The following is a 23320-nucleotide window of genomic DNA, read 5'->3' as shown; positions in this document are numbered from 1 at the left end:
TATCGTTATGAGACATGACAGGCGCGGCGCCTGTCTTACTTTGTGATGACTTCTTGTATTATGAAGAACTTGTCATTCCGGCGGACGCGTTGGTTGACTTTGAGGGCGAAGACGTCGCCGCTTTGGGCTTGGGGCACTTCGCCGTCGTCGAGGCGTAGGCCCTCGATCTTGCCCTCGACCACTCCTGAAGTCTCACCGATGATGACATACTCGTCGTCGACTTCGACTGCGCCGATGGCGCGAACTTCGGCCACGCCGATCTTTGAATAGTAGTGTGTGACTTCGCCGCGTAAAATTTTTTGATGGGTGGCCTTGGAGCCATAGGCATTGGACCAGCCTTGTTCGCGTCCGAGGTAGTAGCCGGAGGAGTGTCCGCGGTTGTAGACCTTTTTGAGCTCGATGATGAGTTGGTCAACGAAGGCTGGATTATAGCTGCCGTCTTGAATTGCAGTGAGTGCCTGGCGGTAGGCGCGGGTGACCAGTTTGACGTATTCCGGCGAGCGACCGCGGCCTTCAATCTTGAGTGTGTGCACGCCCGCTTCGACGACTTGGTCCAAAAACTCGATGGTGGAGATGTCGTTGGGCGAAAGAACGAAATTGTTGTCGATTTTGAGTTCTTGGCCGCTCTCTTGGTCTTTGACGACGTAGCTCTTGCGGCAGTTCTGCACGCAGGCGCCACGGTTGGCGGAGGCGTTATCGGTGTAGAGCGACATGCCGCAGCGTCCGGATACAGCAATGCAGAGCGCACCGTGTGCGAAGGCTTCGATTTCAACCAATCGTCCAGCCGGACCGCGCAAGTCGTGCTGGATGATTTGCTGATGGATTTTGCGAATCATCGATAGGTTGAGTTCTCGGGCCAGCACGATGCGGTCGCAGAATTGCGCATAGAATTTAAAGGATTCGAAGTTGGACACCGAGAGCTGGGTGGAGAGGTGGACTTCCAGTCCCAATTCGCGCGCCTTTAGAATGCAGGCCATATCCGCTGCGATTACGGCATGCACTCCGTGTTGCTTGGCGGTTTCAAGTAGCTTGTAGCAGAGCTTTAAGTCGTGGTCGTAGAGGAGGGTGTTGAGTGTCAGATAGCCGCGCACACCTGCGGCGTGGCAGCGTTCCATGATCGTGGCCAAGTCGTCCACGTGAAAAGAGCGTCGCGAGCGGGCACGCATATTCAGCTGAGCCAAGCCGAAGTAAACGGCGTCGGCACCGGCATCGATGGCGGCTTGAAGGGAGGCATAGCAGCCTGCGGGAGCGAGAAGTTCTGTTTGCATAAATTTTTTTGTAGAGGCGTGACTTGTCACGTCCGCCTGATCAACGAGGGCGTGGTAAGTTATGATCCTACGTTTTTTGAGTTTGTCTACCGAGCCCTAGCCAAGCTAGGCCGAGTGTGACTAGCGAGCTGAGTGGCATGAGGATGGCAGCCATGAGTGGGTGCATGTGTCCGGCTAGGCAGATGCCGACTGCACTGATATTGTAGAGCACGGCGACTGTGAAGATGGTGGTGATGGTCAGGCGGCGGCTGGCGGCGACTTGGAAGAGCTGCGGGAGGCTGCGTAAGCTGCGGCCGAAAAAGAAAAAATCGGCGCTGGCTTCGAGGATGCTTTTATCGACTACGGGGGTGCCGCGGCAGATGGCTGCGTCGAATGCGAGGCTATCGTTGGCCCCATCGCCGATCATCAGTGCTTGCTGGGGCGCACGGGCTTCGATCCAGTTGGCTTTGTCGCGTGGGCTACACTGAGCTTTGCATTCGATGCCGAGTTGGGTGGCGATGGTTTGCACGCGCTCGGGCGCGTCGCCGCTGAGGATGGCTGTATCCATTTGACGACTACGTATATGGTCGATGGCTTCACGGGCATCATCCCGCACGTCTTCTTGGAAGTTGAACCCTGCCACGAGTAAACCGTTTTGGCGCAGGCAAGTGTGTGGGCGGAGTGGCGAGCTTCCAGCTTGCTGGTATTCACTGCGACCAGCTGGAAGCTTGGCAGTCCGCCAATCAGGCTTACCGAGGGTCCATTCGTTGCCGCCGGCGTCTTTCCACGCCACACCTTGACCGATGGTTTCCTCAACCAAGGCTGCGCTGTTGTCGCTGCGAAGCTTGGGGAATGCGGCCAGTAGTGCTTCGCGCAGCGAGCGTGCGATGGGGTGTCGGTTGTGCTCGACGAGCTGCTGAAGTGCTTGCGCAGCCAGTGAATCGAGCTCTTTGATCGCAGCTGTATTGAGTAGGCGAGGGATATCCATCGTCAGGGTGCCGGTTTTATCAAACACCACGGTGCGGACTTGACGCAGGCGCTCCCAGATCTGTGCGCTTTTGATAAACAGCCCACTGCGACGGAGGCGGGCATTTGCAAATTCGTCGCACATCGGCAGGGCGACGCCGAGCGCGCAGGGGCAGGAGACAATGAGCACGGAGATGAGCACTTGGGTGGACTTGAGCCAATCGCCGGATGTGAGTAGCCAGCTCAAGCTGCCGATGGCCGCGACCACCAGGACGGATGCGATATAATATTTTAGCACCGTCTGTAAGCGTCTTTCCTGAAAGCCATCTTCAGGGCGCTCCAGTAGCTGAGCCAGGAGGCTGTCGTCCCAAGCCTCGCGAGCGCGGAAGCGTAGGCTGTGTAAGCCGACGTTGATCGCGCCCGCCGGGGCGGTGCGATTCTGTGGCCACGTGACAGGGTCGGCTTCGCCATTGATCCATTCTAAGCTGAGGCTGCCTTGCGCATCCAAGGGATCGGCTGCGACAGGATTGATTTCGCCGGGGGCGACGCTGTATTGCAGCTCTGCGGTGATTTGACTGGCTGGAATACTTTGCCCGTCTTGGGCGCCACCGATGAGAGTAACATTGCGCGGGCCTGCTTTTTGGCGTTGCAGGTGCGAGCGGTTTTTTTCCAGCGCGTATTCCTGTAGCCAACGTCCCAGTAGCATGAGGAAGACGAAGGTGGCTACGAAATCGAAATAGATTAGGTTTACATAGCCGGTTGCCCAGCCCAGCAGGGAGCCGATGTAGCCCGCCAGTAAACCCGCAGCGATGGGCAGATCGATGTGCAGCACCCGGTTACGTGCGGCCTGCCATGCGCGTTGGATGAAGTAGCCGCCGCCGGTGATGAGGCTGAGGGTGGCAAAGGTCGCCCCCAGGAGTTGAAAGAGTGGGGCTAGAAAAAAGTCACCGCCCATGCCGAGATAGGCCGGCAGGGTAAACAGCATGGTGTTGAGGAGAAAGAAGCCGCAGAGCCCGAGACGGTGGATGATTTGACGACTGCCCGTATTCGCTTGAGGATCTTCAGTGTAGAGGGTGAGCCGATAACCGATTTTTTGGATTTCCTGTGCAAAGTCCGCCACATTGAAATGCCCGCGTTGCCAATACATCTCGATGGCGCTGGCACGTGGATCGATTCGAACACGGGCACTGCCTGGTTGACGTTGGAAGATGGCTTCAATTAACCACACGCAACCGATGCAACTAATGCCTTCCAGACAGAAGCGAGTGTGCGCGACAGGTTTTCCGCAGTTGGCTTCGACGCGTTTGAGCTCAGCGATTAAGGGCGCGACCTCAGCTTCGGTGAATGCCTTGGAGCCGACGGGCGGCACCGCGGTGTTTCCCTTGAGTTCATAGAAACGAGTCAGGTCGTTTTCGCTCAGCACTTGCGCGACATATTCGCAGCCATGGCAGCAGTAGCTTTCCTTCGCCCGAGGAGTGAAGGGCGTGCCGCAGTGGGCACAAATAGCTTTGGTGGCGGTGGACATTTATAAATGTTGAAGTTCCGCCTTTAGGCGGTTGCGTATGCCAAGCCTGGTCGAGCTGGCCGCCTAAAGGCGGGACTCCAAGCTGTGGTGGCTACGGTGTGGTGGTTCTTTCGATTTCAATCGTTTCAACGGGATTTTCTTTAGCTATTTTGATCAGGATCGTCCATGCGATGATGACCAGAATGAAGGCGAGGGTCACAGGAATCCACAGGGACCAGGCAAATTTCTTTTTCTTGGGCGTGCTCATTTTGCTGCTGAGTGTTCTTTCCAAAGTCGTGCATTGGGACCTAGGAATTCCGCTTCGCGAGTCATTATGACTGTCTCCCCGTCAGGCGCGAGTAGAGAGAGCGTTAAGGGAAACTGTCCGCTGTAGTGCGCGCGTGGGACAGATATGATGACCGGGCGCACTTCTTCGCCCATAGGCGGCACAGTGATGCCGTCTTCGTTGCCTTCCATTGTATAGGTCTGGCCTTCAGCGGCGCTGATTATGCGATAGGTCTTGGTTTCGTTGGTCTTATTGATCACCCGCACCATGTATTGATTGCGCACGCCCGCATCGCTTAGGAAGTAGGGGGCGCCGGACATGCGCACGACATTCATATTAGCGCTGCGCAGTTGCATGGCGGAGAGTGTAAAGGCTGCTGCCCCGATGAGCATCAGTGCGGCGTAGATAAAAGTGCGTGGGCGTAAGTAGCGCCGCTTTTGGCCTGCGAGGCCATTTTGTGAGTCGTAGCGGATCAGACCTTTGGGACGGTTCAGCTTGGCCATGATTGTATCACAAGCGTCGATACAGTTGGCGCAGCCGATGCATTCCATTTGCAGGCCCTGGCGGATGTCGATGCCCGTGGGGCAGACCTGCACACAGCGGGTGCAATCCACGCAGTCGCCGATGTCTTTCTTTTTCGCTGAACCGCGGGGTTCGCCGCGCTTTTCATCGTAGCCGATAATGAGTGTGTCATCGTCGATCAAGGCGGATTGCAGGCGACCGTAAGGGCAGATGACCAGGCATAGCTGTTCGCGGAACCAAGCGAAATTGACAAAGATTATGCTGCTAGCGATGAAGACAAATAAGAAGGCGCCCCAGTGCTCTTTCGGGCTGCTCGTCATCCAGTGATAGAGCTCGGGAATCGAAATGAAGTAGGCGAGGAAGAGGTGCGCGATCAGCGCCGAGAAGGCGAAGAAGATGCCATTCTTTACGACACGTTTGATGATCTTTTCGTTATCCCATGCTTGCTTGTCCAATTTCTTGCGAGCAGCTGCGTCGCCCTCAATCCAGCGTTCGATGCGGCGATAGACGTGTTCCAAGAAGACCGTTTGCGGGCAGGCCCAACCACACCATACGCGACCGAGCAGTGCTGTGATGAAGAAGAGTGTGAAGCCCAGGCCCGTGATGAAGAAGAACGCCATCCACAAGTCTTGAGCTGCGAAGCTAAGGCCGAATAGGTGGAAGCGGCGATTGAGCACATCCAGGAACACGGCCGGGTGACCATTGATCGGTATCCATGGAAGGGATACGTAGATGCCGATCAGTAGCAGCGCGAAGATGCGACGGTAGGTGGTGAAGAAACCCTTAACGTCGGCTGGATGCAGAAACTTGCGCGAACCATCCTGGTTGATGGTTGTTGGCGTGGCACGTGATGGCTGATTGGGCTTCATGATATGGGGTGAACATCGAACATCGAAGGTCCAATATCCAATTTTGAATGCAGAGCTTGTCTGAGAGGACTTATTCGATGTTCAATGTTCGGTTTTGAGTGTTCGATCTTCTTTATGGCTTCAGCCCGGGGTTTTTGCTCAAGACAAAAGCGACCACTTCGGCGATACGCTTTTGGCCCAGTTGGCTCTCCCAGGCTTGCATGCCTTTTTCAGGCACGCCATGAGCAATCGTATTATAGATTTCGGAGGGTTTGGAGCCGTGCACCCACTCCTCGTCGACTAGGTTGAAGCCGATGCCGCCTTGTAGCTCCTTGCCATGACAGGCCACGCAGTTGGTCATGAAGGTGTTTTCACCCGCGCTGACGAATTGTGCGGTGCCTGCCATCTCGAAGAAGAGATCGTCGTTGGTGACGTCGATCGAATTCGCCAGGCGCTTGGCCGCGACCGCTTGTAGTTGCGCTTCGAGCTCTTGGTGCGCGCTGCCGTTAAAACTGCGATCATCCAGCACCAGCCAATAAACAATGGAGAAGGCGATCACACCGAAGAGGATGCACAGCCACCAGAAGGGGAGGCGTTGATCATACTCCTGGATGCCGTCGACTACGTGGTCGCGCAGAATGACCCCTTCGGGCAGGTCCTCTTGTTTGACGAGGTGAGAGTCTTTATGGTCGTCTGTGCTCATTTGCTAGCTACTTGAGTGTTCGCGTTGTCTCCGTCTTCGAGCGGGAGGTTCTCCATGTGGTGAACGGTGGTCTTTTTAAGGAGCAAGGCTCGCACAACGATGGCGAGGAAGACGCCAAAGGTGAGCCAGAAGGAGATGAGTGGTACGATGCTGGTCCAATCGTCGTAGATGATTCGTTTAAACATGACTTTTAGAATTTGGAATTAGTAACTAATACTTACGAATGAGTGAATGGGCGGACTATTCTGCGGAATCGCCCGTTTCTGTGTAGGTGCCCAGTTTTTGTAGGTAGGCGATGAGGGCGACGATTTCGCGGTCAGGTTCGGTGAAGGCGCCCTTTTCTGCCAGGCGTTCGACGATGCCAGCGGCTTGTTCATCGACCTGGGCCTGGATTTCCTCTTCGGAGAGATCGATCGGGTAAGGCACCCCTAGCATGCGCATGGCATGGATTTTATTGGGCAATTGGCTGACCTTGATTGGCTTTTCGAAGAGCCATGGGTAGTTGGGCATGTTGGAGCCCGGTGAGATGTCACGCGGATTTAGCATGTGCCAGTAGTGCCAGTCGTCAGAGCGGTGGCTGCCTTCGCGGGCGAGGTCAGGACCCGTGCGTTTGGAGCCCCATTGATAAGGGAAGTTGTAGATCGACTCGCCCAGGTGAGAGTAGCCGCCCCCTTGACCACTGTTGCCATAGCGCATGACATCGGGCACCAGGGTGCGGATCATTTGTGAGTGGCAGTTATAGCAGCCTTCGCTGACGTAGATATCACGACCGGCGAGTTCGAGTGGTGTATAGGGCACTTGAATACGGCCTTCGATGTTGTCCGCGCGTTGCACAGTAACAGTCGGGATGATTTGGATCGCTCCACCAATGGCTGCAGCAATGATCGTCAAGACACTAAAGCCAAAGCTATGGCTGAGGAGCTCTTCGAACCAGTCGTTCCAGCTCGCCTTGGACACTTCAAAGTGGGCGATGGCCACAATGATAAAGACGATGGTCAAGAACATGCCAAAGATGAAGAGCGCTCCATTGCTGAAGATGGATAGGCAGACCGAGAAGATGATCAGGCCAGAGTAAATGACAGGAGCCGAGAGGAAGGTCGAGAAACGCTTGTCGGTGTCGGACTCAGTTTGAGTGGCGACTTCCACGGTGCCGTTGACAGCTTGACCACTGCGGGCGGTTTTCCAGATGTTGTAGGCCAACATAAAGAAGCCGATCAAGTAGAGGCCGCCACCGATGGCGCGGAAGAGCATGACCGGGCGGATCGCTTGTAAGGTGTCCAGGAAATTAGGATACTGCAGGACGGTGCCGCCCTCTGTGGTGGCGTTGAGCATGAGGCCCTGTGTGATACCAGAGACCCACATCGAAGCCACGTAGAGTAGGATGCCCACCATGCCGAGCCAGAAGTGAGCGTTGGCCAATGTCGTGGAATAGAGTTTGGTATTCCACAGGCGTGGTGCCAGCCAGTAGAACATACCTGCAGCGAGGAAGCCGTTCCAACCGAGGGTGCCGGCGTGCACGTGTCCGACGGTCCAGTCGGTATAGTGCGATAGGGCATTGACAGCTTTGATCGAAAGCAGGGGGCCTTCGAAGGTGGCCATGCCGTAGAAGGTGACGGCTGCGGCAAAGAATTTAATGATCGGATCGGTCAGTAGCTTGTCCCATGCGCCCCGCAGGGTGAGCAGACCATTGAGCATGCCGGCCCAAGAGGGCGCCCATAGCATGAGTGAGAAAATCATGCCTAGTGATTGTAGCCACTCGGGCAGGGCAGTGTTGAGCAAGTGGTGCGGACCAGCCCAGATGTAGATGAATACCAGTGACCAGAAGTGGATGATCGACAGACGATAGGAGTAGACCGGACGATTCGCTGCCTTGGGCACGAAGTAATACATGATGCCCAGCATCGGCGTGGTGAGGAAGAACGCCACCGCGTTGTGCCCATACCACCACTGGACCAGCGCGTCTTGCACGCCTCCAAAGATCGGGTAGCTGTGAGTGAAGCTGGTTGGGATCGAGAGGTGATTGACCACATAAAGCATGGTGATCGTTACGATGGTCGCGATGTAGAACCAGAGCCCCACGTAGAGCGACTTCTCATTGCGCTTTGCCAGCGTCCAAAAGAAATTGGCGGCGAAGACCAGCCAGATGACAGCGACCAAAATGTTGATTGGCCAGATCAGTTCCGCGTATTCTTTACCCCGAGTGTAGCCCGCGGGCAGGGTGATGGCGGCGCAGACAATGATAAATTGCCAGCCCCAGAGGTTGATCTTGGTGAGCAGGTCGGATGCCATGCGCACACGGCAGAGTCGCTGAGTCGAGTAGTAGATGCCGGCAAACATCATATTACCCACGAAGGCGAAAATCGCAGCATTGGTATGCAGTGGACGTAGACGTCCGAAAGTCAGGAACTCCACGCCCTCACTTTTGAGCCACCCGAATGTGATCCATTCGAGGAACTTTCCGTTCATTTGCCAGTAGTTCAATTGGGTGGCGATCAAGACGCCTGCGCCCATGCCGACCAGGCCCCAGAAAATGGAGGCGATCATGAACTTCCTTACGGAGTCGTCATCGTAGACGACAGTCGTGGTTTTTGTGTTGTTTGTATTCATCTGCGTTAAATGTAAGTCGTCGCTGTGAGTTTAGCGGTGGAGGGCGTTTTTAGGGATTTCAGAGTCGAATGGGCGCAGGGCATCCTGCTCCGGCGAGCCGAGGCCCTGTGTGCGTCGTTCGCGAACGAAGAAGAGTAGAAAGAGCGAAGCGAGTAGTAGGCTCAGGAAGACGGTGAGTATGAGGACGTTCATGGAAGTATTTAGTTGTAGGCAGCAAATGGGCAGTCGCTGCGGAAGGTTCTTTGTTGGCAGAGTTTAATTTCTTTACTGAAGAAAATAGAGAGCGCGTGGTTGATCAGGCCTTTGGAGCACTCGCGATCAAAGGGGCTAAATTCGTGTTCCGCGTCCCACTCATCGTCGAAGACAGACATGAAGGCGTGTAAGCCTGCATCCTGTAGTTCCAAGCAGACCCGTCCGCCGAAGCAGCGCTCGCGACAGTCGCAGCTCACGCCGAGAAACTTGCTGAGATGGAGCACCTGAGGGTTATTGCCTGCATCAGGCCCGTTTTCTATCAAATCGAGAACTGCATCCAGCGCCTTGGTAAAGAACTCATAGGGCACAACACCGCTTTCCAGCCCCTTCGATTCGATGGGGGCTGGGATGTCCACTTCGGTTAACCAGTTTTCAATGATTTGATCACGGTTATCACGAAGGTAGCTGACCAAGCGTGCATGCATGGCTTGATTATTACAGATCAGGGGCTAGGCTGTCTCAGCATATTGCGCATAAGACTGCGCATATTCTGCAAAAAACACTTTTTTCTCCTGATATGCTCACCGAAACCTGTCATTCCGATTCTGATTCAACCTGCGCGCCCTGTGGTGCAGGTCGTTCTGTGGTCGACCGGTTGAGTGAATCGCAACTCTATCGAGACTACGAGCAGGCCTTTCGAGCGGCCACCGGGCTGCCCTTGGCGATTCGTCCGGTAAAGGCCTATGAGAATGCATTGAAGAGTCGCGAGGGCGGGAACCCATTTTGTATGTTGCTGGCGCAGACCAATGCCGGTTGTGCGAATTGCATTAAGATGCAGGCCGACTTGGAGCAGAAGGCCGGCATGGAGCCTAAATCGCTGCATTGTTTTGCCGGTCTATGCGATAGTGCGGTGCCGATTCGGGTCGGCGGTGAGTTGATTGCATTCCTGCAGACCGGGCAAATTCTCTTGCACCAACCGAATCAGCAGGAGTTTACCCGCACCACCAAGCAGTTGCTCGCCTGGGGGAGTGAGGTGAATTTAAAGGCCTTGGAAGAAGCTTATTTTCAGACCAAGGTCTTCAATCCGGAGCAGTACGATGCCATGTTGCGGCTGTTGTCGACCTTTGCCGAGCACCTCGCGACTATCAGTAATAGTATCGAGCCCGAGCAGTCGATCGCCGCGGCCGATCCAGAAGATCAAGTGGTGAGCCGTGCCAAGAAATATATCAGCGAGCGTTTCAATGAGCGCATCAGCTTGGACGAAGCCGCGCAGGCCGTGAATGCCAGCACGCGTCATTTTTGCAAGGTGTTCAAGCAAGCCACAGGCATTACTTTTACCGATTATTTGGCGCGCACCCGCGTGGAGAAGGCCAAGCACCTATTGCAAAATCCGCATCTCCGCGTGAGCGAGATTGCCTTTGAGACAGGCTTCGACTCCATTTCGCAGTTCAATCGCTCCTTTAAGCGTATCACCGGCATGTCGCCGACTCAGTTTCGTAGCGAGGGCTAGGGCTTTGGGAGTGACTGCGCTTTTTATTGGTTTTCCGATATTGCCGATGATGCGGCAGGTCGAGTTGGCCTCGTGATGGCTGACTTATGAAATCAGGTTGAGAAAGGCGACGGCTCGTTTTTCGGACCAATATCTGCCCCGATCTGCGAATGTAACGAAGCCGATGTGGCCTCCGTGTGGGGGTGTTTCAAGTGTGAATTTTGGGTTTATCGCTGCGGCTTGATGTGGGTAGCATGCGGGTGTTAGAAAGGGGTCGTCGAGCGCGTTGACCAGTAGCGTGGGCAGTGCGATTTTGTCTAACAGGTGACGACAACTGCACTGCGTCCAGTAATCGTTCGCGTCGGTAAAGCCGTGGATCGGGGCGGTGTATTTGTCGTCAAACTCGGCAAAGGTGCGCATGGTCGCCAGGCCGTCCAAGCACAGTTGATCGGGGAAGCGTTGCGCCTTTTCTCTTACTTTTTGACGTAAAGTTCGCATGAAGCGCGCCATGTAGATGCGGTTTTGCCAGTGTTCGAGTCGCTGCGCGCTGCTGGCTAGATCGCAGGGCACGCTGAAGGTGACCGCGCCGCTGATACGTGGATCGATTGAGGTTCCGTGTTCGCCGATATATTTAAGTGTTAAATTGCCGCCCAAGCTGAAGCCGATGAGCGCCAGTTGTTCATATGCAGTGTTTGCAAATATGTGTTCCAGCACAATTTGCAGCTCTCCGGTGGCACCGCTGTGGTAACTTTGTAACTGATGGTTGGGCTCTCCGCTGCAACCTCGGAAGTTCCATGCCAGGACGTCCCAGCCTGCTTGTTGGCAGGCGGCGGCCATGCCTTGGCAGTAGTGGCTGCGCGAATGCCCTTCGAGACCGTGTGTGATGACAACCAGGCGCTTGTTACTCTGCCTGGCGCTCCAATCTATATCGATAAAGTCGCCATCGGGAGTGGCGATTCGTTCGCGTTGGACGGTGACTACCGGCACTCGCCTGAACAGAGTCGGGTAGACGGTTTGTAGATGCGCATTTCGAAAACCGAAGGGGGGGACGTAGTCAGAGACATTCACTGCGAACATTCGATTTCCATTTGTGCACGGGCTTGCCGGCTGTTGCAGAGGCGAGAGCCTTACTCTTCGTCACTCTCGAGTTCGGCGAAGCGCATGACTTCTTCTAATGTGGTGGTGCCTCCTTTGACGTGGGCCCAGCCGCTTTGCATCAGTGTGCGCATGTCTTGCGAGACCGCTGTCTGGCGAATCATGCGGGCGGAGTCGCGCTTGACGATGTGTTCGTGGATCTCTTCGGTCACCCGTAGGATTTCAAACATGCCCACACGGCCACGGAAGCCGAGTTTGCGACAGCGCTCGCAACCGCAGGGGGCTTTGGCCAGTGGAGCGTATTGCACTTCGCTGGGGTCGATGCGCATGGTGTGTAAAAAGCTGGCGACTTGACGTGGATCGTAATTGGCCGGCTGCGCGCAGTTGGGGCAGAGGCGGCGCACCAGGCGTTGCGCGATGATCATCTCCACCGAAGAGGCGATCAAGAAGGGCTCGATGTCCATGTCGACCAAGCGGGTGAGGGCACCGGGGGCATCGTTGGTGTGGAGCGTGCTGAGCACCAAGTGCCCAGTCAGCGAGGCGCGGATCGCGATGTCGGCGGTCTCGCGGTCGCGAATCTCACCCACCATGATTACGTCGGGGTCTTGCCGTAGCACGGCACGGAGTGATTGGGCAAAAGTCAGGCCAATCTCGGGGTGCACCTGTGTCTGGTTGACCCCGGGCACTTCATACTCGATCGGGTCCTCTACGGTAATGATGCGCCGCTCGGGCTTGTTGATCAGGCGAATGAAGGCAGTCAAGGAGGTGGATTTACCCGAGCCGGTGGGACCCGTTACTAGAATGATGCCGTGCGGCGTGGCCAGCGACTGAGTCAGCTTTTTCTCCTCATCGTCTGCAAGGCCCAGCTCGCGCATCGAGAGTGGCTTCGACTTTTGATTCAGCAGACGCAGCGAGACGCTTTCGGCATACATCGTCGGGAAGGTGGAAATACGGATGTCGAGTTCCGAGTTGCCGGCGCCGAAGGAGATACGGCCGTCCTGTGGGCGGCGCTTCTCCGAAATGTTGAGCTTGGCCATGATTTTGAGGCGCGAAATAATGGCCCCCTGGAAGCGGATCAAATTGTCGGGCACACGGACGGGCACCAGTTCGCCGTCGATGCGGTAGCGGATCTGTAGTTCGTCGCGGTGCGGCTCGAAGTGGATATCGGTCGCGCGATCGCTGACAGCCTTCTGCACCACTTCATTTACGAAGCGGATCACGGCCGCATCTTCGTCCTCTGCCTCATCGGCATCGGCGACATCGGTCACCAGGTCCGACTCATCCAAGCTGCCGGAGCCGACGCCGAAGTTTTGGGTGATGGTTTCGGTGATCTGTTCCGGATCGCCCATGAACCATTGGGCATTGCGCCCACTGACGGCGTAGATCCAGCGGTTCATTGTCTCGTCGGGCGGCCATAGGGTGGCTAGGGCGATGGGAGCGCTCTGGTCTGTTTCGGCGGCCAGGTCGTCGCTAAATGCTCGATCCTCGTCAGCTTCCGTTTTGATCGGGATGCACTGATACTCGTGGATCATGCGCAGGGGCAGGGTGGCGGTGGGGTTTTCGATCAGTTCGAAATTTTGCACCACCGGCAGCTCGGCCAGCTCGGCCAGTTCGGTCATCATCTCGCGCGTCGGTCGGTTGCGTAGTGTGGACAACTCGATCAAACGATCGCCACGTGGCAGGCCAGTCACTGTGCTGCGTTGTTCCTCGTCGAGGCCTGAGTAGATGGGGTCGATATTCATAATTGTGAGCTTTGATCTAAATGGAGTGGGATTGTTCCTAGGTCAATTATTCCCAGTAGTCGTCTCCGTAATTGAAAAAGATTTCTTCACCAGGCTGTATGTCGCGCAGCGCTTCGAAGCGTGCAGTCTTCCAGCGGCTGGAAACGATTAGAAAGGCGTTTGGCTCATCACTGTGATTAATGTAGCGGGTGTAGTTGGCCTTGGGGCCTTCGCCCACGATGATATGCGTGCGGCAGACCCACATCACGTATGCGGAAAAGGGGCGCTCCGGGTCGTGAAACTCTTTTTCGGTGATTACCTCGCCGGTGTAGTAGCCGATCGTATCTTCTTCCGCGATACTGTGTTTGGCAAAGAGTCCCATGCCCGCGCCCTCGATAGTAGAGGTGCGGATCTCGAAGTCGTCAGCAGTCCATTTTTTGGGCTTTGGCATGTTGCGGAGCAAAGTAGTGGCGTCACGGGCGGAAGGTCCAACTTAGAATCGAGCATTTATGTAAAAGGTTGCGGCAAATTGTTCGCTAATGGATACTGGCCGCCGCAGAGCGAGATTTCTCACGTGGCCTCGGTTCTCTGAACCGGGGAGCGGCGAGGGGGGACGTCGAACGTCCAACGTCCAACGTCCAATTTTGAATAGGAGGGCAGAATAATTGGAGGCAGAATGATTTTTCCTTCTGCATGCTTGGCGTGGCTGAGCTAGTTCAGTCTTGGGGCATGAACGGGTGTGTTGCGGGGGTTCTCTCGTGGCCTCGGTTCTTTGAACCTTAATTCATTAGTCGGAGCTTTGAAATTAAGAGCAAGTCGCTTATTGTAAGTTAGTTATAAAAAAACACGGTATGCGTATTTTGGCGAGACAGGAAGGGCTATAACTATTGAAATTGTCCTCTGTCCTCTGTCCTCTGTCCTCTGTCCTCTGTCCTCTGTCCTCTGTCCTCTGTCCTCTGTCCTCTGTCCTCTGTCCTCTGTCCTCTGTCCTCTGTCCTCTGTCCTCTGTCCTCTGTCCTCTGTCCTCTGTCCTCTGTCCTCTGTCCTCTGTCCTCTGTCCTCTGTCCTCTGTCCTCTGTCCTCTGTCCTCTGTCCTCTGTCCTCTGTCCTCCGCCCTCAGTCCTCCGACTAGCGGGCCAACAGTTCGCCGATCCAGCGGCGATGGGGGCCCGATAGTGTGATGCGCTCGATGTCTTCGACGCGCACCCACTCCAGTGAGGCGTCGATCCTGGGCTTGGCTTTGACTTGGTAAATGTGTTCTTTGATGCGGCGGTGCGTGATCGAGCGCGATTTGCTGGCCAGCAGCTGCTTGGCACTGCGCGGGCTGGCCACTGTCTCTAATCGGGGCAGCTCGTACTGCCCGGCCAGTTGGCCGGAGTCTTCCGCGATACGGTGGAGCAGTAGCTTGCCCGCTTGCAATACCCAGGCCCGCTCGACTTCGACTTTTACCGTGGCTTTGCGCTCGATCTTGGGGCGCGCCTCTTGGCTGCCCTTGCGGCTGGCTGCGCAATAGGCCAGCACGGGACAGACCGTGCAGAGTGGCTTATGCTTGAGGCACACTGTGGCGCCGAGCTCCATCATCGCTTGATTGTGCTCGCCGGCATTGCCCTGGTCCAGCACGGCTTCGGCGGTGGGAGTGAAAGCTTTGACGGCTTCGCCATTGTTTTTAAACACGCGGGCATCGTCCGTCAGCCGCGCGAGAATGCGCACCACATTGCCATCGACCACTGCCGCGGGTTCGCCCAGCGCGATCGAGCTGATCGCGGCCGAGGTGTAGGGGCCGATGCCGGGCAGTTGTTGCCAATCTTCGCGGCTGCGTGGTTTGGGCTCCAGCGCGACATATTCCTTGGCCAACTTGTGGAGGTTGCGCGCGCGGCTGTAGTAGCCCAGTCCCTCCCAGTGCTTGAGCACATCCTCGGCGGGCGCCTCGGCCAGTGCGGCAAAGTCGGGGAAGCGCTGCATCCAGCGCTCAAAGTAGGGCAGCATGGTCTTGATTTGTGTCTGCTGCGCCATCAGCTCGGACACCACGGTTCGATAGAGGCTCGGTTGTGTGCGCCAGGGCAAGGGCCGCTGGGCGGTGGCATACCACTGAGCGAGGGCATGACGAAAAGTAATGGTATGTGAGAGTAAGTCCATGAGCCTGGAAAGGGGAGTCAGATGACTTCTGACCTCAGAAGAAGAGAGGCGCACACAGTAGGAACGGGTTCACCGCGCGGCGACAACCAGATAATGGGGCTGGGATTGCCTTGCCAAGCCTGGGGGCTTTGGGCCATCTCTTTTCTGTGATAGAAAACCAAGAAAGCATCCGCACGCTGCTTTGCGAGCTGCAGCAGGCGATTTTAAAAGCAATTCTGGCCGAGCGTGCACGGAGCACTGTTGAGGCACTGGCAGCGGTGTCGCAGGAGACCGCGGCTGATACCATCTACGCGATCGATCGTGTAGCAGAGACGACGATTCATAGCTGGTTTTGCGCGCATTGGCCGAGCGATCAGCCGGTGGAAATTGTGATGGAGGGTCTGGAAGATGACGCAGTGTTGACCTATCCCCTCGGTACTCCTGTGGGCGAGACCCGGCTGAAATGCATCATCGACCCGATTGACGGCACACGGGGTATTATGTATGATAAGCGTGCCGCTTGGATCCTTGCCGGGGTGGCCGCGCAGCGCGGCGCGGACACTAGCCTAGCCGATATTGAAGTCGCCGTGATGACGGAGATCCCCACCACCCGGCAGTGGCGGGCCGATCAAGTCAGCGCCATCCGCGGCTGCGGCGTGCGTGCCGTGGCGATCGACGTGCGCGACGGCTTTAGTAGTCAAGCACTCCGACTGCAACCGAGCCGTGCCCATGAAGTGCGCCATGCCTTCGGCACCGTCAGTCGCTTTTTTTCCGCAGGCTTGGCGCTCCTGAGTCGAGTCGAAGAAGCGTTGTGGGATCGACTCTATGGACAGCCGGATTCGCCGTCACCATTGGTTTTTAATGATCAATATATCTCCAGTGGTGGTCAGTTTTACGAGATCCTGGCCGGGCATGATCGCTTTGTCGCGGACCTGCGTCCGGAGGCCTTTGCCAAGCTCGGCATTTTGTCCAATCTTGCTTGCCACCCCTACGATGTCGCGACCGCGCTCATTCTGCAAGAGGCGGGCTGTGTGGTCGAAAAGCCCGATGGCCAGCCCTTGGATTGCCCGCTGGATACCACTACGCCAGTGAGTTGGGCCGCCTATGCCAATCCCGAGCTTGCCGATGCGATGCGCCCAGCCCTACAAGCGGTGATCGCTGAATATTTGTAGCCACGCAACTAGTGGGCGGATTTTTTCAGCACATCGTAGCCGACGAGTTTGCCCGCTTCCTCATCCCACAGCCGCAGCTGGATCGATCGAATACTGCTACGCAGTGTCAACTCCGGCACTTGTTGAAAGAAGGGCTCCGACTCGTGGCAGGCCTTTAAATTATAATTCGGAATGCGCGAGCTCAAGTGGTGAATGTGGTGGTAGCCGATGTTGCCAGAGAACCAGTTTAAAATCGCAGGTAAGCGATAAAAGGAGCTGCCCTGCATGGCCGAGTCGGTATAGTCCCACTCATCACCCGTGCGCCAGTAGGTGTCTTCGAACTGGTGCTGCACATAAAATAGCCAAATGCCCGCCCCTCCGGAAACCGTCGTGATCAGCAGTTGAATCCATAGGAAATTCCAAAAACCAAATATCAGGCTCATCGCCACTGCGTAGAGCGCGATGCATGCATTCATCTTATACACGTCCATACGGTCGCGGCGGCTGGCGATTTTGTAGGCGAAGCGTTGATACACGATAAACAGCCCCAGCGGGCCGAGCACGAACAGGATAAAAGGATTACGCGTCAGACGGTATTGAACCCGTAGCCACAAGGGAGCCGCCTGGTATTCCTTCACTGTCATCGTCCAGACATCGCCCACCCCCCGGTGATCCAGATTGCCGGAAGTGCCATGATGCACCGCGTGTTGCCAGGTCCAGTGGCGGAAGGGCGTGAGCGTCATCAGCCCCGAGATGAAGCCCACCGTCTTGTTTGCTTTTTTATTTCGAAAAAACGAGCCGTGTCCGCAGTCGTGAAAAATGATAAAAACCCGCACCAAAAAGAGCCCTGCCAGTGTGGCCAGTGCCAGTGTGAGCGGCCACGAAAACGAGACTGTAAAGTACATCACCCCCCACAAGGCGATGTAAGGACCCATTGAATTGACGATCTGCCACGAGCTCTTCTTCAGGCAAGGTTGCTGGTATTTTTTAACGATCTTACGCCAATTGGGCGCAGTCTCATTAACTGGAATCGGTAGAGGTGGAGTCATTAAAGGCGTGTTCACTGCCCCGTGAAATATGACTTTTTCAGTAGGGGCGAGCACTAAGCTCGATTTTTGAGCCTAGCCTCGCACGCGCGGGCGAAGAGAAGGTGGGAACATTGAACATTGAACGTCCAACGTCGAATGTTGAATGAGTCGCGGAATTCAGTAGCGGGGGACTTTAGACCCCGTTTCGCATCGTGTGAGTGGCGGCGCGCTCCCCATCGCCTCTGCGTTCTCCGCGAACTCTGCGGTTTACATTTGCGTCGGGTCGGGAGCCCGTCCCGCCAGAACCGAGCCCGCAGCACTCGGCTACGTGGTCTGCAGCGGCGCTTGATGGCGCACTATGAAGATCATCAGTATGCTATAGGCTGCGTTGCCTAGTAGGAAAAGTGGGAATTGTAAGGGCGTCGGCAGCGAAAACACGATGCAGAGCATGACCGGCCAAAAGCACAGCGAGGTGGTCCAGAGCGGTAAGACGCGCGCGCTTAAATTTCGAAAGCGCAGGCAGCCCGCAAAGGCTTTTGGCGAATAGTTCACCTCGCGCAGCGCAAACCAGAGTGCGATGCCGGGCAGGCTGATCAGGGGGGTGAATACAAACTGATCGACAAATACCTTTGTCAGGAGCGTCGCAGGGTCCTTGCCATCACCGAACCAGTGGCTCTGTAGTCGATACATTAAGTCGACTACGATGCCGAGCGTCGCCCACATTATAAATTGATGGCAAAGCTCGCCCAGCCCGGGCGCTTTCACGCCAGCGGGCCGAAAGCGTCGCTTGATCAGCTCGGGCAAGATCCCTCCGCTCACTATCGTCGAGCCCGCCGCGAAGTAGAGCCCGCCTGCTTGTTTCCAGTCGGCCACAGTCGCAAAGAGCCCGCCTGCGCGGTCGACCAGGTAGTAGCTGAGCACCACTGCCAGTGCCACGAGTTGGATGAGCAAGATCGCGGGCCAATAGGTCGAAAACGCAGCCATCGCAGGCGCGATGAGCGGATGCCAAGCGCGCCTGGATGGATGCGGAGATTCGGACACGCAGTGAGTGCTCTCTTAATTAATGCCCCGCTTGAGCGATGTTGGCGCCCTTGGCTTGGCCGATCGCATCCAGGAGTTCTTCGAACCATGGAGTGTCGATGTTGAAAGGCTTACCACCCGCGATGCGTGGAAACTCGATCGCCCGCAAAATGTTGCGGTCGTCTTCATCGTGGCCGATTACGCCGCTTTCACGCACCACTGCGCAGTCGACTGCGAGGTCGGTGCAGCTCTTGATCAGGCGAATGTCTTCCACATTGGCTGGTGCCGCGCGAGCGAAATAGCCGCTCTTTTGCACCAACACTTTTTCCGCATCCAGCATCTTGGCGAATTGCTCACCAAACCACTTACCTGGGTTGACGGCATCCAGCTTGACGTGGCCGAAGGCGTCGCGTGGCACTTCTTCACCCGCGGCTTCCATCTCTTTAATGATGGTCTCTACGCCTGCGCCTTCGGAGATGAAGATGTTGACGTTGTCATGCTCGTCCATGACGGCTTTGAGGCGCTTGGCTTCCGCTTGGATGTCGATTTCCATTTCTGGAATAAAGATGGCGTGCACTTCTTTGCGTGCGGCACTGAGGCCGATTTCTTCCGCCCATTCCAAATTGTCTAAGCGCTTGCGGTAGGCATCCGCAGTGGCCGCAGTCAGCCAGCCACAGTTGCGGCCCATCACTTCGTGGATGATTAGCATGCGTGGGTTGGCATTGTGCTCCGCCACCACATTTTCAAAATATTTCGCACCTTCTTCAGCCGCGGTCCATGCACCCAAGCTTTGAGCGATCGGGAAGACATCGTTATCGATCGTCTTGGGCAGGCCGACTACGGTCAGGTCGTAGTCGTTTTCAGCCAAGAATGCAGCCAGGTCCGCCGCCGTGGTGTTGGTGTCGTCGCCCCCGATGGTGTGGAGCACGTCCACATTGTCCTTTGTCAACTGGTCGGCCGCCACTTTCAGCGGGTCTTCGCCCTCTTGGACTAGGCCGCGCTTAATGCAGTCCTTCACGTTGGTCAATTTTACCCGGCTGTTGCCGATCGGGCTGCCGCCGTGCGCGTGCAAAGTGCCCGCAGTCGCGCGGATCGATTCGGTCACCGTGATGCTGTCGCCTTGCAACAAGCCCTTATAGCCGCCGCGGTAGCAGATGATCTCGATGTCCGGATACAGCTCCGTGTAGCGTTCAATCAGACCGCCGATAGCGGACGAGAGGCAAGGCGCGAGACCACCCGCAGTGAGAAGAGCAACTTTTTTAACAGGTTTTGGATCGGACATAATGATTTTCGGATTAAGTTAAAACGGAGCCGAAAGCTTGTGTGCTTTTCTCAGAGGCTTGCAAACCTGAAAGCAAGTAGATGCGACGGATTAAAATACCAATTCTTATTTTAGTCGATTTATTGTAGTGACAAGCCTCCAGCTTGCCTTGCTGTTATTCCGACAAGCTGGAAGTTTGTCACTACTTTCTATTATGGACACTGCAAACCTAGAAACCATCGCCTGGCGCAATGTGCGCAGCTTTACGCTGTTTCGTATGTTTTTCTCGGCGCGTTTCTACTATCCGGTCTATGCCTTGCTGTTTTTGGACTACGGGCTCACACTCGGTCAGTTCGGTGTGCTCAATGGTATCTGGGCCGCGACCATCGTCCTGCTGGAGGTGCCTTCGGGGGCGCTGGCAGACACCATCGGTCGGCGTAATTTACTTTGGGTGGCGGGCGTTTGCATGTTGCTGGAAATGCTGGTGCTGCTGATTGTTCCCATCGGCCCGAGCGGCTGGCTTTTTGCCTTCTTTGTGTGCAATCGATTGCTCAGTGGCGCGGCGGAGGCCGCTGCCAGTGGCGCCGATGAGGCCCTCGTGTATGATTCGCTCAAAGCCGCGGGATTGGAAGAGCGCTGGGGCCATGTGCTGGAACGCGTGCAACGCGATACCTCGCTGGCCTTCTTTTTTGCCATGATGATCGGTGCCGCCGTTTATGATCCCGAGATGGTCAACGCATGGCTACAGTTTTTGGGTCTGTCGATCGTCGTGGAGCAGGCGCAGCTCATTAAATTGCCCATTTTACTCACACTTTTTTCTGGAGTCGTGGTGTTGTGGATGGCCTTGCGCATGCGAGAAGCTGCGACAGTCAGCGAGCGCAGTGTGCGTGAGACTCTGGCACAAAGCTGGCGGCAGACCGGCGCCGCCGCCCGCTGGATTTGGGCCACGCCGCTGCCATTTGCCATTATTTTGGCTGCCATGGTGATCGATAGTGCGGTGCGCCAATTTCTCACACTCGCCAGTGAATACTGGCACGTCATCGAGCTGCCGATCGCCAGTTACGGCCTGATCGGCTCCGGCATGGCGCTGATGGGCTTGTTGGTGCCACGCCTGGCACGTCTGCTGACCGAAAAGGGCACGCCGCTTAAAAACTTTCTACTCACCGGGGCCGCGGTCTTTCTTGGCTTGCTGGGGCTAGGCTTTGCCGTGCCGATCTGGGGCATCCTGCCGGCTATTTTACTCTATGCCTCCATTCAACTGACCGGTTTCTTTGTCAGCCGCTATTTAAATGAAGCTGCGCCTTCCGAGCAGCGGGCCACCGTGCTCAGTTTTCGCGGGCTGTCGACCAACTTCAGCTATGGTGCTGTCTCCTTGATGTATTCAGGCTTGATCGTGTGGATTAAAGCGCAGGCCGATGGCGAGGTCGCGCGCGAATCCGTTTTCGTCGATTCGCTACAGTGCTTTCCCTGGTATTTTGCCTTCACCATGTTCATGGTTTTCGTGCTCTATCGCTTGCGCTTTGGAAAAGAATCATTGAAAACCCCCGTCCGCATTGACACACAGTGTTGACAGCGCCTCGTGGAAACACGATATTTCCATGCTTATTCTGTAAAATACAGAGATTAGACATTCTCCCCATGTTATTTCATCCCCCCATTTCCGTTCGACAGCGCTCGAAGCAGCAGGGCTTTACCCTGATCGAGTTGCTAGTCGTGATTGCTATTATTTTGATCCTCGCTGGCATCACCTTCGGTATTTCCCGTGGTGTGCAAAATGCTCAGGCCAGGGCCAGAGCCAAGGCGGATCTGGCTGTTCTGGCGCAAGCGCTAGAGCAATTTAAGGGAGATTATGGAGATTACCCATGGGTAAATAATCAAGCTTTGTCAGACGCTCAGATTCAGACCAATGGAAGTCGTTTGCTGTTGGCCTTGGACGGCTGGATGGATTGGGAATACAATAGCGGCTCAACTCCAGCAGATTTGAAATATCGGCCAGATTTTTCACCTGCCAAGGCTCGTGGGAAATCGTATCTCGATATGAAGCAATTTTCTTTTAACGACACATATACTCCCGATAAGGTTCCGACAGTACTCTGGCCTTTGGACCCGTGGGGGAATCCATATGTGTATGATTACATCGGACCGAATACCACCAGCTGGGATAACTTTGGCTATGTTCTATATTCGCGTGGTCCTGATGGTGATCATGTCGCTGCGGATAGCGAAGGCATCCAAGATCAAACAGTTGCTGCAAATGTCGATAATATTTACGCAGGCCAATAATCACTATGAATAAAGATACATCTAAAGGTTTTACGCTCATCGAGCTCTTGATGGTGATCGCTATCATCGGCATACTTGCTGGTATTTTGATCCCCACTGTTGGAGCTGTTAAAAAACAAGCCAATATTGCTGCTTCTAAGGCGCAATTATCTAACTACGTGACTGCGATTACGATGTTTAAAGGAGAGTATGGTTACTATCCATTTTCAACATCGTCCACTACAGATGATTCTGTAAACTTGAGTACAGACAGTTTGGCATTTATTAAAACTCTATCAGGACGCGATCCGTCTTCGACTAGTAATACTAAAGTCGCATTTGGCGGCAATCGAAAGATGGTGGCATTTCACAGCTTCGGTGAATCTGAATTCTACTACGACGAAGCGACTGCCGTTGTCAGTTCCACTCAGTTAGCGGACCGTTTTAATAATACAAATATTACAATCTTAATTGATTCAAACGGAGATGGTCGTCTTGACGTGCCCGGACAGTCTCAAGTCAAAGCTGGTGTCACTGCATATGCATTGGATAACCCCAGCACTACAGACGAAGAAGAGCCTGATTATTACCTCAATAATTAAATGATATATCGAAACCAATCCAATTTCGCTCGTGCGCAGGCAGGCTTTACTTTGATTGAGCTGCTTGTCGTCATCAGTATCATTCTGATTGCTTCGTCGATTATATTCATTGGCGGAAATGGGGGAGCGGGAGCTAAGTTGAGTTCGTCTCAGCGGATTATTGCTGGCATTGCGCAAGGAGCACGCGGACAGGCTATTTTAAAAAATGCAGAAACGCGTTTGATTATTAATAATGACCCCTCTGATCCGGAGAAATATCGCAGATTTATTGGTGTCGTGTATTGGGGCCAGGACTATAAGGCTGACGGGACTCCAGACGGCCTTCCAGGCTGGAAAGCGGCGACTCAGGGCACTTATTTGCCAGAGGGTATTTATTTTGATCCGACCTTGAGTAAGAATTATACTGCGGATACGATGACTCTCGATTATCCACGCAAGTCTGTTGGTGCAAACACTTCCGCCAGTGGCGGAGGTTCGACTTCTTACTATTGGTATGGTTTTAAATCCAATGGGAATTCTGAGAATGCGAACCAATGGCTTGCACTTCGCGCGGGGCAGTATGATGCCAGCGGCACGCTGCAGGATTATGACGCCAATAGTGAGCAATCCGGCTTAAAAACAGCACTCATTTTTCGTCGAGTCGGCACGACTACCCTGGTTGACGATCCCACAAAAATTAATTAACAGAAGCCTTCAATTTA

22 protein-coding genes are annotated in these 23320 nt (G+C 55.2%); 6 read left to right on the top strand and 16 right to left on the bottom strand.

The features are described 5' to 3' along the window. Nucleotides 1-35 precede the first annotated feature (35 nt). From SH580_RS08090 to SH580_RS08050, 9 genes are all read right to left on the bottom strand, one after another. Complete coding sequence (locus SH580_RS08090) at nt 36-1268, bottom strand: peptidase U32 family protein (protein WP_319834501.1); 1233 nt, start codon at nt 1266-1268, stop codon at nt 36-38. 67 nt (nt 1269-1335) lie between these two features. Further along, on the bottom strand, nt 1336-3738 hold the full coding sequence (locus tag SH580_RS08085) for a heavy metal translocating P-type ATPase (RefSeq protein WP_319834500.1): 2403 nt from the start codon (nt 3736-3738) through the stop codon (nt 1336-1338). Nucleotides 3739-3829: 91 nt separating this feature from the next. Next, nucleotides 3830-3985: a hypothetical protein gene (locus SH580_RS08080; protein ID WP_319834499.1), complete on the bottom strand. Its 156-nt coding sequence runs from the start codon at nt 3983-3985 to the stop codon at nt 3830-3832. Next, a complete protein-coding gene (gene ccoG / locus SH580_RS08075) occupies nt 3982-5394 on the bottom strand; it encodes a cytochrome c oxidase accessory protein CcoG (protein ID WP_308952173.1) in 1413 nt (470 codons plus the stop codon). The genes SH580_RS08080 and ccoG overlap by 4 nt, the downstream gene beginning before the upstream one ends. 112 nt (nt 5395-5506) lie before the next feature. Further along, the gene (locus tag SH580_RS08070; protein ID WP_308983985.1) at nt 5507-6076 is read right to left on the bottom strand and encodes a c-type cytochrome; all 570 of its coding nucleotides are present in this window, start codon (nt 6074-6076) and stop codon (nt 5507-5509) included. Then, complete coding sequence (locus tag SH580_RS08065; protein ID WP_308952176.1) at nt 6073-6261, bottom strand: hypothetical protein; 189 nt, start codon at nt 6259-6261, stop codon at nt 6073-6075. Before SH580_RS08065 ends, SH580_RS08070 begins: the two co-directional genes overlap by 4 nt. A gap of 55 nt (nt 6262-6316) precedes the next feature. Continuing rightward, complete coding sequence (gene ccoN, locus SH580_RS08060; RefSeq protein WP_319834498.1) at nt 6317-8683, bottom strand: cytochrome-c oxidase, cbb3-type subunit I; 2367 nt, start codon at nt 8681-8683, stop codon at nt 6317-6319. Between the two features lie 30 nt (nt 8684-8713). After that, entirely contained in the window at nt 8714-8875 is a 162-nt protein-coding gene (locus SH580_RS08055) for a hypothetical protein (RefSeq protein WP_308952178.1), read from the bottom strand. Between the two features lie 8 nt (nt 8876-8883). Continuing rightward, complete coding sequence (locus SH580_RS08050) at nt 8884-9360, bottom strand: hypothetical protein (RefSeq protein ID WP_319834497.1); 477 nt, start codon at nt 9358-9360, stop codon at nt 8884-8886. 92 nt (nt 9361-9452) lie between these two features. Between SH580_RS08050 and SH580_RS08045 the strand changes: the two genes are divergently transcribed. Beyond that, the gene (locus SH580_RS08045) at nt 9453-10385 is read left to right on the top strand and encodes a PocR ligand-binding domain-containing protein (protein WP_319834496.1); all 933 of its coding nucleotides are present in this window, start codon (nt 9453-9455) and stop codon (nt 10383-10385) included. 84 nt (nt 10386-10469) lie between these two features. Here the strand turns inward: SH580_RS08045 and SH580_RS08040 are convergent, their stop codons facing one another. From SH580_RS08040 to SH580_RS08025, 4 genes are all read right to left on the bottom strand, one after another. Next, nucleotides 10470-11441 (bottom strand): YheT family hydrolase, encoded by a 972-nt coding sequence (locus SH580_RS08040; protein ID WP_319834495.1) that lies wholly within the window; start codon nt 11439-11441, stop codon nt 10470-10472. A 50-nt stretch (nt 11442-11491) separates the two neighbouring features. Then, nucleotides 11492-13201 carry a GspE/PulE family protein gene (locus tag SH580_RS08035; RefSeq protein ID WP_319834494.1) on the bottom strand — a complete coding sequence of 570 codons (1710 nt, stop codon included), beginning with the start codon at nt 13199-13201 and terminating at the stop codon, nt 11492-11494. 46 nt (nt 13202-13247) lie between these two features. After that, the gene (locus SH580_RS08030; RefSeq protein WP_319834493.1) at nt 13248-13631 is read right to left on the bottom strand and encodes an SET domain-containing protein-lysine N-methyltransferase; all 384 of its coding nucleotides are present in this window, start codon (nt 13629-13631) and stop codon (nt 13248-13250) included. 677 nt (nt 13632-14308) lie between these two features. Next, nucleotides 14309-15316 carry an A/G-specific adenine glycosylase gene (locus SH580_RS08025; protein ID WP_319834492.1) on the bottom strand — a complete coding sequence of 336 codons (1008 nt, stop codon included), beginning with the start codon at nt 15314-15316 and terminating at the stop codon, nt 14309-14311. Nucleotides 15317-15462: 146 nt separating this feature from the next. On the opposite strand from SH580_RS08025, the gene SH580_RS08020 reads away from it, so the two are divergent. Then, nucleotides 15463-16467: a hypothetical protein gene (locus SH580_RS08020; RefSeq protein ID WP_319834491.1), complete on the top strand. Its 1005-nt coding sequence runs from the start codon at nt 15463-15465 to the stop codon at nt 16465-16467. A gap of 8 nt (nt 16468-16475) precedes the next feature. Here SH580_RS08020 and SH580_RS08015 read toward each other — a convergent pair whose 3' ends face one another. The 3 genes from SH580_RS08015 to SH580_RS08005 all read right to left on the bottom strand — a co-directional run bounded on the left by SH580_RS08015 (nt 16476) and on the right by SH580_RS08005 (nt 19776). After that, a complete protein-coding gene (locus SH580_RS08015) occupies nt 16476-17495 on the bottom strand; it encodes a fatty acid desaturase (protein WP_319834490.1) in 1020 nt (339 codons plus the stop codon). A gap of 303 nt (nt 17496-17798) precedes the next feature. Further along, nucleotides 17799-18515, bottom strand: a complete 717-nt coding sequence (locus SH580_RS08010; protein WP_319834489.1) for a hypothetical protein — start codon at nt 18513-18515, stop codon at nt 17799-17801. 19 nt (nt 18516-18534) lie between these two features. Next, nucleotides 18535-19776 carry a pyrophosphate--fructose-6-phosphate 1-phosphotransferase gene (locus SH580_RS08005; RefSeq protein WP_319834488.1) on the bottom strand — a complete coding sequence of 414 codons (1242 nt, stop codon included), beginning with the start codon at nt 19774-19776 and terminating at the stop codon, nt 18535-18537. 193 nt (nt 19777-19969) lie between these two features. Between SH580_RS08005 and SH580_RS08000 the strand changes: the two genes are divergently transcribed. The 4 genes from SH580_RS08000 (at nt 19970) to SH580_RS07985 (ending at nt 23303) form a co-directional block, all read left to right on the top strand. Beyond that, nucleotides 19970-21325, top strand: coding sequence for an MFS transporter (locus tag SH580_RS08000; RefSeq protein WP_319834487.1), 1356 nt, complete (start codon nt 19970-19972; stop codon nt 21323-21325). A 68-nt stretch (nt 21326-21393) separates the two neighbouring features. Next, nucleotides 21394-22038 (top strand): prepilin-type N-terminal cleavage/methylation domain-containing protein, encoded by a 645-nt coding sequence (locus SH580_RS07995; protein WP_319834486.1) that lies wholly within the window; start codon nt 21394-21396, stop codon nt 22036-22038. 5 nt (nt 22039-22043) lie between these two features. After that, a complete protein-coding gene (locus SH580_RS07990) occupies nt 22044-22619 on the top strand; it encodes a type II secretion system protein (RefSeq protein WP_319834485.1) in 576 nt (191 codons plus the stop codon). Next, the gene (locus SH580_RS07985) at nt 22620-23303 is read left to right on the top strand and encodes a prepilin-type N-terminal cleavage/methylation domain-containing protein (protein WP_319834484.1); all 684 of its coding nucleotides are present in this window, start codon (nt 22620-22622) and stop codon (nt 23301-23303) included. Nucleotides 23304-23320: the final 17 nt, after the last annotated feature.

This window comes from Coraliomargarita algicola, assembly GCF_033878955.1.
Taxonomy (GTDB): Bacteria; Verrucomicrobiota; Verrucomicrobiia; order Opitutales; family Coraliomargaritaceae; genus Thalassobacterium; species Thalassobacterium algicola.
This window is presented reverse-complemented; position numbering and strand designations above follow the sequence as displayed.